The organism is Novosphingobium sp. ST904 (assembly GCF_001298105.1).
Classification (GTDB): domain Bacteria; phylum Pseudomonadota; class Alphaproteobacteria; order Sphingomonadales; family Sphingomonadaceae; genus Novosphingobium.
On the sequence record NZ_LGJH01000120.1, the window covers coordinates 1 to 15,316 of the forward strand.

The following is a 15,316-nucleotide window of genomic DNA, read 5'->3' on the forward strand; positions in this document are numbered from 1 at the left end:
AGCATCTTGAACCTGCCGGGATACGGCAGCACATAACCCATACCCACCCGGGTCAATTCTCAATGGAAACCCCGGGTCACATCTCAGTGGCAATCAACACGCAGCGCCCATAATCATATGCAAGGACCTCGCCGTAGGCCGAAAACTATAATTCGAGCTAATTCAACCCCGTGTACTCCTTCGCGTCACTCTTTTTCTCCTGTTCCATCACCTTAACATGCGCAATGTTATATCCCACAAACGTAATTGCCACGATGGCCAGAACGATACCGATCACCACTACCGCAGCGAGTCCTTTTCGCTTTGCACTCGGCAGGTCGGATTTTTCGCGACGCGTATTCATGAGGCCTCCGTCTGATTGCATGCTGGGGTCGACCAATTCGCGATTGCGTCGGTCAGGCACAGCCCTTGCCAGCAAGGGCTGTGCCCGTTTGGAATTCGTCAATCGCCCTTCGATCCAGAATTCGTATTGCCGCCTGACTTGAGTTCTTGATCGCCGAGCTGGCCGCTGCCGTGATAACCCATTGTCGACTGGCCGCCGTGACCCATCAATGTGTTGGCGAAGTCTTTGCGCTCGGCATCAGACTTGCCGGTATGCGGGTTTGGATAGGGAGCGCCCGCGTCACTGCCATCGCTGGCGCCCCAATCGCCTTGTGTATTCACGCCGTCCGCGCGCCGGGTCGGCCGTCATGCGGCATGGCTTGCAAGGCATGACCGGACGACAGCCCCAATCCGCATGCGTAGTGCTGCTATGGGTCTCATCGATCTGCAGCTTGGCCCCACTCTGATAGTGATCGAATTCCTCCATAAAGCGCTCGGACATTCGGGATTTTTCGTCCGGGGGAAGCTTGTCGCAGAGCGCTGGCAGCCACGTTCCCTCTTCCTGATACATGTGCTGTTGCAGAGCTCCTTCAATGTGCCCCAGCTTTTCCTGAAATTCCTCGGACATCGGATCCAGTTTTTCCAGCTTGGCCAACTGGATTTTGGTCATCGAATGCTCTTCGTACGCCATAACGGCATGGGTCTTGCTCTCATATTCAGATATGTCGGGATAGAGCACAGCCTCCTCGGCCATCGAATGCGCAGTCAGCAACTGAGCCAGTTCCCGTACACCCCATCGCCGGTCTTGCGGGTTGTTAGCGTTCCTGACCTCCGTGATCAGCCTTTCTATCCGCTTATGGTGGTCGAGGATCGCTCCAAGCCAAGGTTCGGACGTCGCCTTCACTTCAGCGAGACGACGGGCTTCAGCGCGTGCGTGATCAGACGCGGCGTGCGTGATCAGACGCGGCGGGCGTGACCGCGGCGGCTATCCTATCTATAAAAGACATCGAGCTTCTCCGTTACTCGGGCGGGCATCTACCGCGATGTACGAAGATCAGACGTAACGACCGCTTCCAGGCGGCGGCTGCCCTGCCGGTTCATGTAGGCCGAACATAGACCAATGGCGTTCGGTTCCAACCGACGGCAAGCCAATTGCAAGGACGAGACGCGCCGTTTCATGCCTGAGCCAAGATTCAGAAGAAACGAGGATGTGTGCCATTGCCAGAATATGGTCGAGCCTGAAGATTGCGCCGCAAAAATACGCGGCACCGACAGCACTAAGGCAATTTATCTCTAGTCCGATACAGCCCGGCTTATTCCGGGCCGTATTTTCGCGAAATGTGGGAGCCCGACTCGGATGAAGCGCATTCTTGGGCTATGACGAAATATCCTCAAAAACGGCGACTGGCTCTCGTCCTCGCGGAATCCACGGTTCAACGCCACTGGCAGGAGCGCGAGCTCGCGCGCGAGGGATATGAAGTTCGCTGCTTCCAGAAAGCGTGGGACGCTTTGGCGATGTTTGGCACCGAGATGCCCGACATCGGGATAATCGGCCAGGCGCAGGATACTGAGTGCCTTGAGTTATTGATCGAGGATCTCGAACGCTACGGCGTGCCGGTAACTGCAGTAGAACCTTTCCGAGACGCGATGCCTCCGGACAGGGCCGTGCTTTTCTCACGGACACGTGGCCGCGCACCGCAATGGCATCACGCTTGAAGCCTATGGGGCGGCCAGCGGATTTTTACACCGCTGCCGCGACATTTCGATACGTTGTTTCAGAGGACTACCAATGTTGGACTTCAGACCAGCCACCGCTCAAACCGAAACCGATTTGTACTTTTCTGACCAGTTCCAGCAGTCGCTTGCGACCTGGAATCGCAAGCGACTGGCACCCCAGTTTCCTGACGCGGATTGGATGCAATCGCTCAAAAATGACGCGCAGATGCAGATCATTGAGGGCGAATTCCTCGAGCACCTCCGCGGCTTGGTACAGGAGAGGGCAAGTCTCGCACCTACTGAGGCCGATGATTTTATCGACTGGTTTGAGGGGCTTAGCGATACCGGGCCGGGACAGAACGATACGCTATTCCCGTGGTTGGCTGAACAAGCGTCCCGCGAAGACCTGCGATGGTTCTTTGAACAGGAAGCTGCCGGCGAAGCAGGTTTCGACGATCTCGTTGCCATGACTCAGATTAAGCTTCCGAACCAGGCAAAGCTCGAACTCGCCCGAAACTATTGGGACGAGATGGGCTGCGGAAATGCAAAGGGCATGCACGGTCCGATGCTGCAGATCGTCGCGGAGGCCCTGGACGTGGACCCAACGATCAAGTCGACCGTCCCGGAAAGCCTGGCGTTGGCCAACGCGATGACTGGGATGGCTTCCTCACGGCGATATGCGTGGCATTCCGTAGGTGCCCTTGGCGTAATCGAGCTCACCGCGCCCGGTCGCTCGGCCTTGGTAGCGAAAGGTCTGCGCCGTATCGGCCTGTCTAACCGCCAGCGACGATATTTTGATTTGCATGCCGTCCTGGACGTCAAGCATAGCGAGACATGGAACCGTGAGGCTCTGCGCCCGCTGGTCGAAGAGGACGGCCGCCGGGCAACGGCGATCGCTGAAGGCGCCTTGATGCGGCTGCTTTGTGGTGAACGGTGCTTTGATCGCTACCGCGCTGAGCTTTGGGACAATGCGACAACCCTGGCGGCTTGAACGGCATATTCTAAAGCGATCGCCGTCGAAAGCCAGATGTCGACGAGCGCCGTGTTCGCATTCCGTCCGCCGCTAGCGCTCATCGCCGGGGGCGTACGGCACGGCCCGGGTGGAGCCTTTAGGTGGTCCGCCTTATCTCTGTGCATGATTGGGGGCGCCTCTGACGCTCATCCGGGCGGCTTTAGCGGCACTTGCCCTCGCTGTTCCCTTGACTTGCACGCTGATACGTCAGTAGGCGCGCCCGCTTTCGATGATATCGGCGGCGAGATCGCCCTAAAAATAGATGGGCCCAGCAAAGCTGCAAGATGGGCTTCCGCGCCCTTTCCGCGGCGGTTCACCCCGCAACGCAGATAGCTCTGGTCAAGATCACGGCGCGAATCTGCTCTTCGGTATATGCGTGATGCGGCAGGCAAGATCGGCTTCGCCGGAGGCGACGACATAGTGATCTCCCCCGTCCGCGATCCCCGTGGTGAAGACTACATCGCGAACGTACATCTGATGTTCGAGTGGCCGGGTCAGCTCAGGATTAGCTTCCAGCAGCGGCGCGTCGTCGGTACGAAGCACGATGCTGGGATCGTCTGCGTCCAGGATCGACCAGTACGTCCGATAGATCCCGACGATCTCCTTTGGCTCTACGCCATGCCAGAGGGTCAGCCACCCGCCGGCTTCGATGCCTCGCGTGAGTACCGGAGGGCTGCCGCCGCCCATTCGGGCAGTTGCGAGAGTAGCGGCATGCGGACGGATGCCAGGCCTGGCATGCGGTTTCCAGAACAAGGCATCTGGCGAGTGGGCAAGATTGATCGAGGGGCCAGCACGCCATTCGCTGCCGGGTGGATAGGCGAAATAGAGATCGCCCAACGGCCGCGTCTGCGCCCAGTAATGGCCATCAATAAGCCCCTCAAAGATCAGCATATCCTTGTTCTGGTGGTCGAGCACGATATCCGCGAAGGTCCAGTCGAGCCCATTGTCGGAAGTGTAGAGCGTAGTCGAGTGGCGCTCTGGGCTGACCGAACATGTGGTCATCAGCCAGCGTTCGCCGACTTTGCTGATCCGCGCGTCCTCGACGCCGTAGCACTGTAGGCTGTTGCGCGGGCCGATCGCCCGGTCGTAATGGATCGCGACCCGTTCGGTGCCGTCCGGCGTGAGCTCGACCGGCAGAAGCCATGACAGGGAAGTCAGCGCCATGATCTTCCACCCCCCGCTGCGCAGCATGAACTTGCGAGGATCGGCAGTGTCGACATGCTCCAACGGCCATTCATCGAGCACGAACTGACCACCATTCATATCCTCCCAGCGAATCGAATGAATGTGGTTATCGAAGACCGGCTCGCGGAGGGCCTCGGCCACTCGCACCATCATCAGCAGATTGCCGTTAGGCAGCCGCGTGAGGGCAGGGTTAAAGGCGCCCAGCACATAGGTCTCGGCATCGAGATGTCCCGCCAAAGGTGAGCGTCCCAGATCGATATCGTCCGGGACCAGAACGAGCTTGTCGATGTCGTACATCATTCCTGCTCCTGAGCGCGGGGAGTGATGGTGAGCTGCTGGACCACCGTTCGACGGGGCTGTGTCAGCAGGTAATGGACGCCGACGGCAATGTCCTCGCCCCGCAACATCGTCTCTTGGATAATCATCTGCCGCTGCTTTTCAGCCGGTATGTCAGGGTATTGAATATCCGCCCCCGTCTTGCCGGGTTCGACAAGAGCAACCCTGATGCCCTTGGGACCAAGCTCCCGGCGCAGCGCTTCTGAAAAACCCGCGATACCGGCCTTCATGCCGGCGTAGACCGTCGATCCAGGCCCAAGCACGTGCGCTGACGTCGAACCGATCAGGACGATATCGCCCTTGTCGGCGAGCAGCGCCTGCGCTGCATGTGCGCTCAACAGATAGGCGGTGAAGTCGACCGCGACCGCATAGCGCACCTCCTCCGCCGTCATTTCGGACAATGACTGGGCCGGCACTGCGGCATTGATCACGGCTATGTCAGGGCACCCGAGCGCATTGTTCGCCGCTTGGAAGAAGCGGTCGAGTTCCGCCGGCTCGGCGAGGTCGACAGCGATGCCATCCCCCTGCCCCACCTCGCGGATCCGCGCGAGCGCATCATCGAGATGTTCGGGCGTTCGCCCGCAGATGAAGACCTCTACCCCCTCGCTGGCGAGCAGAACGGCGATGGCGCGACCGATGCCGGTGGTACCGCCAGTAATGATTGCCTTTCGGCCCTGAAGCGGGCGATGTTCCGTATGCGCGTCCGAAACCCCGATCATGCGCCATGCTCCTCGTCGTTCCAGGTTATGGTCAGCCGGCCACGTGCCGGAACGTTAAAATCAATGCGGTCGGTGCCTTGGGGCGTTCCCCGCAGGACATCACCCCCGGCGCCGACCACTTGGACGCGCGGAACGGTCGCGCGTCTCTCACGAATGAAATTGAGTGCGGCCTGGCACGTCTCGCCCCCGTCGAGAACAATGCTGAGTGAACGGTCGCCTATCCGCTCGGCTCCGCGGATGAAGTGGTCGCAGAAAATCTTGAACGGCGCCCCTTCGACGGTGTGGAAACTGAGGGTCGCAAACACCAGCGCAGCGCCTGCGCCGTATATCTCTTGCCCGACCTGCCCCGGACACTGTCCGTCGGGATAGAGATCCTCGAGGGGAAACGACAGCTTGCGGTCGATGTGGCCATTGCGGTTTTCAGTGGCTAGGATGTCGGCGGGCAGCGCATCCGGGTAATAGTACCAGGCGCGGTCGAGCGCGTACTTGCAGTATTCCGCGACGAGCATACGCACTGCGGGATCCAGGTCGGGCCCGCTGTCGTCGAGATAGGCGGCGAACGCCGTGAAGGCGTCGAAGCACTCGTAGATAGCCATGTAAGGAGCATCCTGCAGGCAGGTCGCCCCGAGGAAATTCTTGTAGTGGACTGCGTGCTCGAGCCGGCTTTCCCATATTTCGCAGTTGTGGAAGAAGCTGGCGAGATAGACATAGCTCTGCTCGGCGTAGACCACGTCGTTGGTGATGCGATAGAGCCGCATGCATGCTGCCGCACCCCAAGCCGTAAGGTTTGCCTGATAGTTCAGGTTGAAGCGCATCCCCATCGCGGCGTCGATCGCCCGCTTCGCTTCATCCAGGAACCGCGGATCGGCGGTCAGTTCGTGGGCCTGCAGCATGATCTGGGCATAGAGGCCGCCGACGTCGGTCTGGCCGCGATCGTCATTGGCTGTGGCGGTAATGACGGAAAAATCCGTCACATCGTACTGAATCGGCCACTTGTAGTCGAAATGCCGCGCGGCGGAGATGCCGAAATCGATGCATTCCAGGAACAGTTTTTCGGAGGGCTTGTCTCCCGCCAGAGCCATCCGCGCGAGGTTGAGCATGGGGTGGTACAGATACCAGCTGTCGACGGCGTTTGCGTCCTTGTCGTCGCCGACATTTGGCAAGTATCGGCGCAGCGCCTTGAGCTTCGGATCGTAAAAGCGGCGCAGACCGGCGCGCAGTTCGGCTTCCAGAGGATGGGCCTCACCGCTCCAGCGCCCCCAGTCGAAGACGGCGGCGAGCACCGACACCTGTACCATGGAATCCGGATATTCGCTCGCCGTGTAGGGATGCACATAGCGATGCCCGTAGTGCCGGATCGTCGCTTCGGGAGCCTTGTCCAGATCGACAAGCGTTCGCTCTGCCCGTTCGATCCAGTCCCGGTACTCTGTTTGGGGTAGCGCAATCAGCTTGTAGGCCTCGCCCAGCATTTGCAGGAACTGGCGGGCGGACTCGCGCTCGTGCGGCGGGGCGTGATGGCGAAACACCACGATCGCATCGGACAACGTGACTTCCACCCCGGCCTGCAGCGGCGCCGACGGCGGCGTGCCGGACTGCGCGGGCGTAGGCGGCAGGTAGCCCAGCTCGGGCCACAGCCCACCCACCGCTCCGTCCGGACTGGTCTTGGTTGCCCGATAATAGTCGTTCATCGCCGTGAGATTCTGGAAGTACAGAACGTTGCCGAAAGCGGGCTTGTCGATCCGAAAATAGAGGACGCCGCTGTTTAGCCCGCGCTGCGCCGCCTCGACATGGCCTTCGGCACCGAGCGGATCGTCGTCGCCATCAAGAGGATAGAGGTCGCGAGGCAGGAATGGGATCAACGTCGGCGTCGATGGCGTGAACTGCACCGTCACCCTGATGTGCTCGAGCGCTTCTCCCCCCGTTGTCACCATGATCCTATGTTGCCCAAGCACGCTGTCGAGGCGCAGGCGAACCGCCTCCTTCGCCCGGGCTTTTTCGCAGGTGCACTCGAATGGCGCGCCCAAGTATGCCGCGCGTAGCGCGATGCCGCCTGCGCCCGGCCGCCGGACCATCACCCAAAGCGAGTCTCGCGACTTGAGGACCTCACCCACCAGCTCGCCGAATTCGAACATGGCCACGCTTTTCCCTTCGCCATCGGCGAGGATTTGCCGAAGCGCCGGAACGTACGGACTGGCAGGACTGACCTGCTTCGCGATCGCGCCGCTTGAGGGAAGCCGCGTCTTTCTGGCGATGTTGGTCATGAAGCTTCAATCCCCGAGGAACTGCCGATCCTGCCAGAGGATAACGATTGGACACCGGAGCCGTTCCGCTACGGTGGATATCGCTTCCGCTGCGATCAGCCAAGCAGCCACAATACCTGGACCAGCGTCTTGGACCGCCCGAGCTTAGGTCCGTTATAGCGTCAGAAACGGTCTGGAAACCTTTCAGGACCTGGGATTGATGGTACCGGTTGACTGCGGAGCTTCGGCACGTCGCGTCTTCCTCGTTCGAAGAAGCGAGCGGGTTGTGGAAAGAACGCAACATTCTGGAACGGAGCCTCGCCTGTGCTGTTGCGAGATCACATTCAGCAAGAGGTATGGCAATGGACAACGACAACAAACGCAGCCACCAGGATAAGGCGCATGGCGATGATAAGAACGAGGAAAGGCTCAATCCCGGCATGAACTCCGAGGGTGCCGGCGGGGCGGGGGCAGACCGGACCAAGCCGCGCGATGGCGGAGCGGCTGAGAAATTTCCACTCGACAGCACCGACCGCGAGCAAGCCGGTAACCAGAGAGATCCGAAGCATCGGAGCGAAGACTAACGGCGTGGTGCCCGCTGTGGAATTTTTTGTCGTCTTTCCTTGGAAAGGTGCTTGAAAGGATAGCGCGCTCGCCTAGCTAATCAGGGCCGGACGCCTGTCAGGGTCCGGTGGACCAGGAGGGCACCGGCTCTTTGGGTTCCGGTGCATCTCAAGTCTGAATTGCTTCATCAGGAGGATTTGGAAATGAGAACGAACTTTGATTTTGCTCCGTATCGCCGGTCGACGGTGGGCTTCGATCGCTTATTCGATCTTCTGGAAACCGGATCTCGTGCGGACACGCCCGACAGCTATCCGCCGTTCGACATCCTGCGAGATGGGGAAGACAGCTATCGAATTTCCATCGCGCTGGCAGGCTTCCGTCCCGATGATATCGAAATCGTCGCGCAGCAGAACTCGCTGATCGTTTCGGCAACCGCAACGTGGACGAGGCAGAAGGCACATATCTCCATCGGGGCATTGCAACGCGCTCATTCGAACGCCGCTTCCAGCTGGCCGATTTTATCGAAGCTGGCAACGCGACCTTCAAAAACGGTCTGCTGACCATCGAACTTAGGCACGTGTTACCCGAGGCGATGAAGCCGCGGCGCATCCAGATCGGCGGCCACGCTGATAACGATCGGATCGAAGGGCCCGGCGACAGAGCACGGGACGCCGCCTGACCTTACTCCGGCCTGCCAGCGCTGTCCCTTCGGGAACTGGCAGGCCACCTTCCTAGGCATCGATATCTGATAGCTTAGTGGTTTGAACCATGCGGACCGAGTCCGCTTGGAACCGCACTGGGGATCCTGAGTTCGAAATCGACTAGCTCGCCACGAAGATCGCTGAGAAACGCCAATGCAACCCTTTCCCTCTTCACCCTCGAATGAACGCCCCCGTCGAATTGAGCTGGACCGGTACCGGGCAATGTCAGCTGCGTGGGAGGCCCATCGCGCAATGATCAAGCGTGTGTGTGGGGGCTCGCGGTTAGTACGGTCGGACCCGTATCGGCTCGATAGCCGGTAATTTCCCGTATCCGCGCGCGCAACGGAACGAGAACAAGAACTGGGGTTTGTTCCAGACATACGAAGGAGAGCGTAATGGCTGCACGTCCCTATTGGAAAGGCCAGATCCGCCTGGCGCTCGTTTCGATCCCCGTCGAAATCTATTCGGCAACCAAAAGCGGTGCGACGATCGCCTTCAATCAGATTCATGAACCGTCCGGCCAGCGCATCAAATATGAAAAGGTCGTGCCAGGGATCGGGCCGGTTGACGTCGACGAGATTGTCAAAGGCTTCGAATATGCCAAAGGCGAATATGTGCTCCTTGATGAAAAGGAAATCGAGGGGGTCAAGCTCGAGAGCAAGAAGACGCTTGAGTTAACGCAGTTCGTCGACGCTCACGATGTCGACATGATCTATTTCGAAAAGCCCTATTACGTAGTGCCGGCTGACGATCTGGCCGAAGAGGCGTTCATCGTGCTGCGTGAAGCGCTGAGACGCACCCGCAAGATCGGGCTCGGGCAACTTGCAATGCGCGGCCGCGAATACGTCGTCAGTATCAAGGCTTGCGGCCGCGGGATGGTCATGGAAACGCTGCGCTACGCCGACGAGGTCAACAAGGCGACAAGCTACTTCCGAGAAATTGGGGACGCCGATCCTGACGAGGAGCTGCTCGATCTTGCGACAACGTTGATCGACAAAAAGACCGGCAAGTTCGATGCAAGCGATTTCCACGACCGCTATGCCGATGCGCTGAAGGAGCTGATCGAACGCAAGAAAAAGGGCAAGACGCTCAATATTGATGCGGACGACAAAGGCGCTGATCCGCGTGGTTCGAACGTTGTCGATCTGATGGCGGCACTCAAGAGTTCTCTGGGAGGGTCCGCTTCGTCCAAGCCAGCGGCCAAGAAACCGGCGTCTAAGACTGAACAACAGGCCGGAAAAACGGCCAAACCGGCAGCCAAAAAGACCGTCGCAAAACCCCCGGCGAAGTCACCGCCCCGCAAGCGAGCTTCATGATGGGTGAACGCGAAAGCACTGCAAACTCGTTGCTCGCTGATGATGACGCCGTTTTTGCTGAAGGCGCCATAACCTTGTGGGCCAACCTGCTCACCCTGATCGGCATGCATCTGCAAGAGACCGGCACCTCGCGTCAGGAGGTGCTCGACATGCTCACCATGCTTCATGAAACCAATGAGGAGACGGTCCGCTCGCCCCGCGCCCGGGCGGTCGCCTCGCGCCATCTAATGTCAGTCTACCGTGCGCTCGGCGAAGCCTGACCGGTCAGGCATCGGGACCGAAGCGGCGGCGCTCCGGATCGCGGCGGCACCGGAAGTGGTGCCTGACACGGCCGCTGAAGAAAGTCCCGGCGGAAGAAGCCTGGCAGAAGGCTTCGAAAATGGCGGCTGGCACGTCTTCGTAGAGGTACTTGCCCGTCTGGCGAAACGAGACCCACAGCGTCCCCCCCTCGTCATCGTAGCTGATCCGATCTATCATCGAGGAATGGTTGAACCGGTGTGCACGCATATCCTGTGGAGCGCGGATTTGCAGTGTGTGTTCCCCCGACCACGCCGAGGCGAATTTGCAGGGGGTCAAAGCGAATGTATCGTGCTGGAACGATCTCCCGTTCGCGGCTTGCTCAACCTGAACGCAGCTTGACGTGGCGGAGGTGAGCGATGAACAGCTGCGCGAAATGGCCCAGCATCGCGGCCTTAAACTCGTCAAGTCACGCAGACGCAAACCTGGCACCGGTGACTTCGGCAAATTCGGATTGAGCGACGCGGCCGGAAACTCTCTTTTCGGTATTGCCGAAGGGGGGCTGACGGCCAGCGCGGAAGATATCCAGCACTATCTGCGGACCAGTGAACTGGGCACATGGAAGCAATCGGCGGACACCACGCCGGATCGCTCCTCTTCTCCGAAAACGCCTCGCACCGAGGCGAATGATGAGGAAACCCCGGGGCCGCGGCGCGCAAGGAAACGGGCATCTGGCAAGCAGTTCGTAACTCCTGTCCCGGCAAAGTCAGCGGCGCGTCAGCCGAAGGCCGAGCAGGTGACGCGGTCAACAGCCCAGCTGCGGATCGTTCCTAAACACGAACCAAAACTCAAGCCGAAGCCCGAACCAAAGCCCGAGCCGGTCCTAAGGATGCGCGCAGCAACCCCGGCCGATAGCGACGCGCTCTTTGGCCTGTTCAACCAGCTTGGCGACACGTCGGTCGATCGAAAGGATGTAGCTGGAAATCTGGACAAAGCGCGCAGGGCAAAGGCTGGAACCCTGGTCGCCGAGCTCGACGAAATCGTCGGCTGCTGCGGCTGGGCACTCATACCTACCCCCCATCGCGGAACGCTGGGCAGGCTCACCGTGCTGGTCGTTGACAAGCGATTCCGGCGACGCGGGATCGCGACGCAAATGTTGGCCGCGGCGCAGAAGGCATTGGAGAGGTCCGGTTGCCATCAGCTTGAAGTGATGAGCGACATCACGGTCAATAACAGCCACAATTTCTTTCGGTCGTTGGACTTCGAGCAGACCAGCTACCGCTTCGTCCGGGCCATCGGCGGATAATTCGCTCTGGAACGAGTCCGGTCCCTTGGGATTTGCAATGAATATCGATCGGGACAGCCATGGCACGAGCTGCAAAAGCAAACCCTACTTCGGCGCAGGAGCGGCTCGCCAAATATCGCGAGAAACGCGATTTTGCGCGCACCGCCGAACCATCGGGCGCAACCGAGCCGACGACCGGAAACGGATTTGTCGTGCAAAAGCATGCGGCATCGCGGCTTCACTACGACTTTCGACTTGAACTTGACGGCACGCTGGTCAGTTGGGCCGTGACCCGCGGACCGAGCATCAACCCGGACGACAAGCGTCTTGCGGTCCGCACCGAAGACCACCCGCTCGATTATGCCCGTTTCGAAGGCACGATCCCCAAAGGCGAATATGGCGGCGGGACCGTTATGCTTTGGGACAATGGCACCTGGGAATCGATTCCTGGCAAGAATCCAGGCGAAACCCTGCCAGAAGGACACCTCCACTTTATCCTGCATGGACGGCGGATGCAGGTGAATGGATACTCTTTCGCCTAAAACCCCGCGGCAGGGAAAAAGGCGAGAATTGGATATTGCGTAAAGTACAGGACGCGTTTGCCGGTGGTTCGGACGACCTGATCGCCACCCACCTGACAAGCGTCGATACAGGGCGCACGATGGAGGAAATCACCGCCGGCAAAGCGGTCGCCAAGCGCAAGACGCGTACCGCCGCCACCAAACCGATCCGGACCGCGCCGGCCCGTCGAAAAAGGGCCGGCATGATCCCCCCGTTCCAGCCGGTGCAGTTGGCCACGCTGGTGGATCATGTTCCAGTTGGCGACCGGTGGCTGCACGAGCTCAAATACGACGGTTACCGTACGCTCCTGGCGATCGGCGGCGGCGAGGGCCGCGCCTATACGCGCTCCGGACTCGACTGGTCGGACCGCTTCGCAGGGCTGATCGCCGAGGCCGTGAAACTCGATGCGGGCAGTGCCCTGATCGACGGGGAGGCGGTTGTCACTCTTCCAGATGGCCGTACCAGCTTTCAGGCCCTTCAGGCGGCGCTCAAGGGCCAACCCGGTGCAATCAATTACTTCGCGTTCGATATTCTCGAACTCGATGGCGAGGACCTGACGCAGCTGCCGCTTACCGTGCGGAAGGAAAAGCTGGCCGCGCTGATTGGGGGCGGCCAAAGTCGCATTCGGTACTCGGACCACATCGTCGGCAATGGCGAGAACCTTCTCACCAGCTTCTGCGACGCTGGCTTGGAAGGCGTCATATCGAAGCGGGCGGATGCGCGCTACTTTGGTTCGCGCAGCGGCAGTTGGGTCAAGACCAAGTGCATCCGCCGCCAGGAATTCGTCATCGTAGGCTGGACCCCGTCGGACAAGCAGCGTGGATTTCGCTCTCTCCTGCTCGGCGTCAACGAGAACGGCAAGCTGCGCTATGCGGGAAAGGCCGGTACCGGCTTCACTGGCGACGAGATCGAGCGGCTGATGGAGCTCATGGCGCCGCTCCAGCGGCAGCAGCCGACTGTAGATGCGCCGCGAGCAGCGGTTCGCGGCGCCCACTGGATTGCACCGAAGCTTGTCGCCGAAATCGCCTATATCGAGTTCACCGATGAAGGCGTGCTGCGCCACCCGAGTTATCTGGGACTGCGCGAGGACAAAAAGCCCGAAGCTATCGTTCTCGAGACCGCGGCACCTGTGGCGGTGGTCACGGCGCCCGCCGCCGCCAGTGTGCGTATCAGCAACCGCGAACGAGTGATTTTCCCCGAGGGCAAACTGACCAAGGGCCAACTGGCGGATTATTACGCGACAGTCGCGCCGATTATGCTCCCATGGGCAGGCAGCCGGCCGATCAGCCTGGTGCGCTGTCCGCAGGGCCGCGGCAAGAAATGCTTCTTCCAAAAACACGATGCCGGCAGCTTCGGCACCGACGTCAAGCAGATCGGCATCCGTGAAAAGGACGGGCATGACGAGCCCTACCTTTTCGTCGACGCTCCCACCGGCCTGCTCACCTGCGTTCAGATGGGCACAATCGAGTTTCATGGATGGGGTGCGCGGATCGAAGATGTCGAAAAGGCCGACAGGCTGGTATTCGATCTCGATCCCGACGAAGGCCTCGACTTCAAGGACGTCGTGTCTGCGGCATTTCACCTTCAGGACCTGCTCGCCCAGATGGGCCTCGCTACCTTTCCAATGGTCACAGGCGGTAAGGGAGTTCACGTCATCGCGCCGCTTACCCCTTCTGCGGTATGGCCTCTGGTGAAAGACTTTGCGCACCGCTTTGCCTTGGCCCTGGCGCAGTCAGAGCCTGATCGGTTCACCGCCGCCCTCGCGAAAGCCAAGCGCACCGGACGCATATTCATCGACTATCTGCGCAACCAGCGCGGCGCGACGGCGGTCATGCCTTACAGCGCCCGCAGCCGGGAATTTGCGCCAATCGCGGTGCCGGTTACCTGGGAGGAGCTTCGCGATCTCGACAAACCCTCGCACTGGCATATCGGCGACAGCGCCGAGATGGTGAAGCGGGCCACGTCGAAGAATCTGGCCCATTGGGGCCGCGCGGACCAGGTTCTGCCGGACATTTGAAAAGGTCAGGGACGGAGAACGACCACTCGGCGCACGCCGGTCCTGCCCCACCCACCACGCCGGGACACTGTCACTATGATTTACGCGCTCCGGTGATCCAGGTGACCGTAATAGGCGTCTTCAATCGTCACGATCACCAAGTGTGTCGTCAGGGTCCTCGACGTCCTCGTCAGGATCATCGTGAAGCAATGGATCGAGATCAAGTTCCGCGATAACTTCAAGCTTGCCGGCAGCTACGATGATCTCGTCCCCGTCCTCAAGCTCGACGATAGTCGTGTCAGATTCCTTGCCGACCTTGACGCCTACCACGTCGTCGCCGTCGATCTCGATTTCATCGCCGTCCGGTGTTTCAAATGTCGATACAGTCATGTTCGTTGGCGCTCCTTGGATTTCGCGTCTCGAACCCAATATCTCGGTCCTAGTTCCCAAGCTTCTAGCGGGACGAACACGAGGCGCCCCGTCGGCTGGCGTAGCTTGCCCCTGTGTCGAAGGTATCGGTGAAACCTGAGTTGCTAGCACGCACGTGGCACTTGATCGTCGAGGACAACCTTATCGCCACTTTTGGCACCTAAGATATCGTCAACCGGTTCGGCGGCGCAATGGAAATAGCGCAGATACCCGAGGCCGCCCACGACTGGCCCAACAAGGGTGCCCGATTTCGCCCCCCCTCAAAATCAACCTTGGCAATCAAGACAGCATCGGCGATCGGCGATCGGACGCCGGCGGGGCGTTCTTCTTCTCCACGGCTGCCGCAACAGGCGCTTCTGCCGGCGAGTAGCGACGGCGCCTCACAGTTGACCGGAACTGAAAGGCATCTCGTGTGCTATATCTCCGTCAGGAGCTGCAGTGGCAGACGTAATATTTAGGAGACGATCATGAGCATCAAGGGTGAAGCCAAGGAAGCAGCCGGATTCGTCAAGGAAGAATTGAACGAACACGGCAAGTCTCCCGAAAGCCAGAAGAAGGCCCAGGAAGGCCGCGACCTTCGGAACGAAGGCCGGGTCGAGGACGGCAAGCCGCCCAAGACCACCGAGCCGGGCACCGGCGCAAAGTAAATCGAACCTACCCCCGCTCCGGCGGGGGTACTTATTTGAGCGTACGCATTT

15 protein-coding genes and 2 pseudogenes are annotated in these 15,316 nt (G+C 60.0%); 9 read left to right on the forward strand and 8 right to left on the reverse strand.

The genetic code is table 11. The features are described from left to right. Positions 1–157: 157 nt before the first annotated feature. From ADT71_RS05755 to ADT71_RS30110, 3 genes are all read right to left on the reverse strand, one after another. Positions 158–343: a hypothetical protein gene (locus ADT71_RS05755; protein ID WP_132469963.1), complete on the reverse strand. Its 186-nt coding sequence runs from the start codon at positions 341–343 to the stop codon at positions 158–160. Between the two features lie 98 nt (positions 344–441). Further along, positions 442–663: a hypothetical protein gene (locus tag ADT71_RS31170; protein WP_054435768.1), complete on the reverse strand. Its 222-nt coding sequence runs from the start codon at positions 661–663 to the stop codon at positions 442–444. Beyond that, entirely contained in the window at positions 623–1,225 is a 603-nt protein-coding gene (locus ADT71_RS30110) for a hemerythrin domain-containing protein (protein ID WP_197282928.1), read from the reverse strand. Before ADT71_RS30110 ends, ADT71_RS31170 begins: the two co-directional genes overlap by 41 nt. 473 nt (positions 1,226–1,698) lie before the next feature. On the opposite strand from ADT71_RS30110, the gene ADT71_RS05770 reads away from it, so the two are divergent. After that, positions 1,699–2,037 (forward strand): hypothetical protein, encoded by a 339-nt coding sequence (locus ADT71_RS05770; RefSeq protein WP_054435770.1) that lies wholly within the window; start codon positions 1,699–1,701, stop codon positions 2,035–2,037. 73 nt (positions 2,038–2,110) lie between these two features. Continuing rightward, the gene (locus ADT71_RS05775) at positions 2,111–3,028 is read left to right on the forward strand and encodes an iron-containing redox enzyme family protein (RefSeq protein ID WP_054435771.1); all 918 of its coding nucleotides are present in this window, start codon (positions 2,111–2,113) and stop codon (positions 3,026–3,028) included. 366 nt (positions 3,029–3,394) lie between these two features. On the opposite strand, the gene ADT71_RS05780 is transcribed toward ADT71_RS05775, so the two are convergent. The 3 genes from ADT71_RS05780 to ADT71_RS05790 are packed head-to-tail and all read right to left on the reverse strand — an operon-like array spanning position 3,395 to position 7,550. Then, on the reverse strand, positions 3,395–4,534 hold the full coding sequence (locus tag ADT71_RS05780) for a glycosidase (RefSeq protein ID WP_054435772.1): 1,140 nt from the start codon (positions 4,532–4,534) through the stop codon (positions 3,395–3,397). Continuing rightward, on the reverse strand, positions 4,531–5,289 hold the full coding sequence (locus ADT71_RS05785) for an SDR family oxidoreductase (protein ID WP_054435773.1): 759 nt from the start codon (positions 5,287–5,289) through the stop codon (positions 4,531–4,533). The genes ADT71_RS05780 and ADT71_RS05785 overlap by 4 nt, the downstream gene beginning before the upstream one ends. Further along, on the reverse strand, positions 5,286–7,550 hold the full coding sequence (locus ADT71_RS05790; protein ID WP_231635628.1) for a hypothetical protein: 2,265 nt from the start codon (positions 7,548–7,550) through the stop codon (positions 5,286–5,288). Before ADT71_RS05790 ends, ADT71_RS05785 begins: the two co-directional genes overlap by 4 nt. Positions 7,551–7,891: 341 nt before the next feature. Between ADT71_RS05790 and ADT71_RS05795 the strand changes: the two genes are divergently transcribed. From ADT71_RS05795 to ADT71_RS05810, 4 genes and pseudogenes are all read left to right on the forward strand, one after another. Continuing rightward, positions 7,892–8,113, forward strand: coding sequence for a hypothetical protein (locus ADT71_RS05795; RefSeq protein ID WP_054435774.1), 222 nt, complete (start codon positions 7,892–7,894; stop codon positions 8,111–8,113). Positions 8,114–8,296: 183 nt separating this feature from the next. After that, positions 8,297–8,772 (forward strand): annotated as a pseudogene (locus ADT71_RS05800) (Hsp20 family protein). Between the two features lie 417 nt (positions 8,773–9,189). After that, positions 9,190–10,110 carry a Ku protein gene (locus ADT71_RS05805; protein WP_054435775.1) on the forward strand — a complete coding sequence of 307 codons (921 nt, stop codon included), beginning with the start codon at positions 9,190–9,192 and terminating at the stop codon, positions 10,108–10,110. Continuing rightward, the gene (locus ADT71_RS05810; RefSeq protein ID WP_231635629.1) at positions 10,107–10,370 is read left to right on the forward strand and encodes a hypothetical protein; all 264 of its coding nucleotides are present in this window, start codon (positions 10,107–10,109) and stop codon (positions 10,368–10,370) included. The genes ADT71_RS05805 and ADT71_RS05810 overlap by 4 nt, the downstream gene beginning before the upstream one ends. 4 nt (positions 10,371–10,374) lie before the next feature. On the opposite strand, the gene ADT71_RS05815 is transcribed toward ADT71_RS05810, so the two are convergent. After that, positions 10,375–10,587, reverse strand: coding sequence for a KTSC domain-containing protein (locus ADT71_RS05815; RefSeq protein WP_054435797.1), 213 nt, complete (start codon positions 10,585–10,587; stop codon positions 10,375–10,377). A 172-nt stretch (positions 10,588–10,759) separates the two neighbouring features. Between ADT71_RS05815 and ADT71_RS05820 the strand changes: the two genes are divergently transcribed. Continuing rightward, complete coding sequence (locus tag ADT71_RS05820) at positions 10,760–11,653, forward strand: GNAT family N-acetyltransferase (protein ID WP_231635630.1); 894 nt, start codon at positions 10,760–10,762, stop codon at positions 11,651–11,653. 59 nt (positions 11,654–11,712) lie between these two features. Further along, positions 11,713–14,210, forward strand: a pseudogene (gene ligD / locus ADT71_RS05825) (DNA ligase D). Positions 14,211–14,330: 120 nt separating this feature from the next. Here ligD and ADT71_RS05830 read toward each other — a convergent pair. After that, a complete protein-coding gene (locus ADT71_RS05830; RefSeq protein ID WP_054435778.1) occupies positions 14,331–14,579 on the reverse strand; it encodes a hypothetical protein in 249 nt (82 codons plus the stop codon). Between the two features lie 506 nt (positions 14,580–15,085). Between ADT71_RS05830 and ADT71_RS05835 the strand changes: the two genes are divergently transcribed. Continuing rightward, a complete protein-coding gene (locus ADT71_RS05835) occupies positions 15,086–15,265 on the forward strand; it encodes a hypothetical protein (protein ID WP_007687593.1) in 180 nt (59 codons plus the stop codon). Positions 15,266–15,316: the final 51 nt, after the last annotated feature.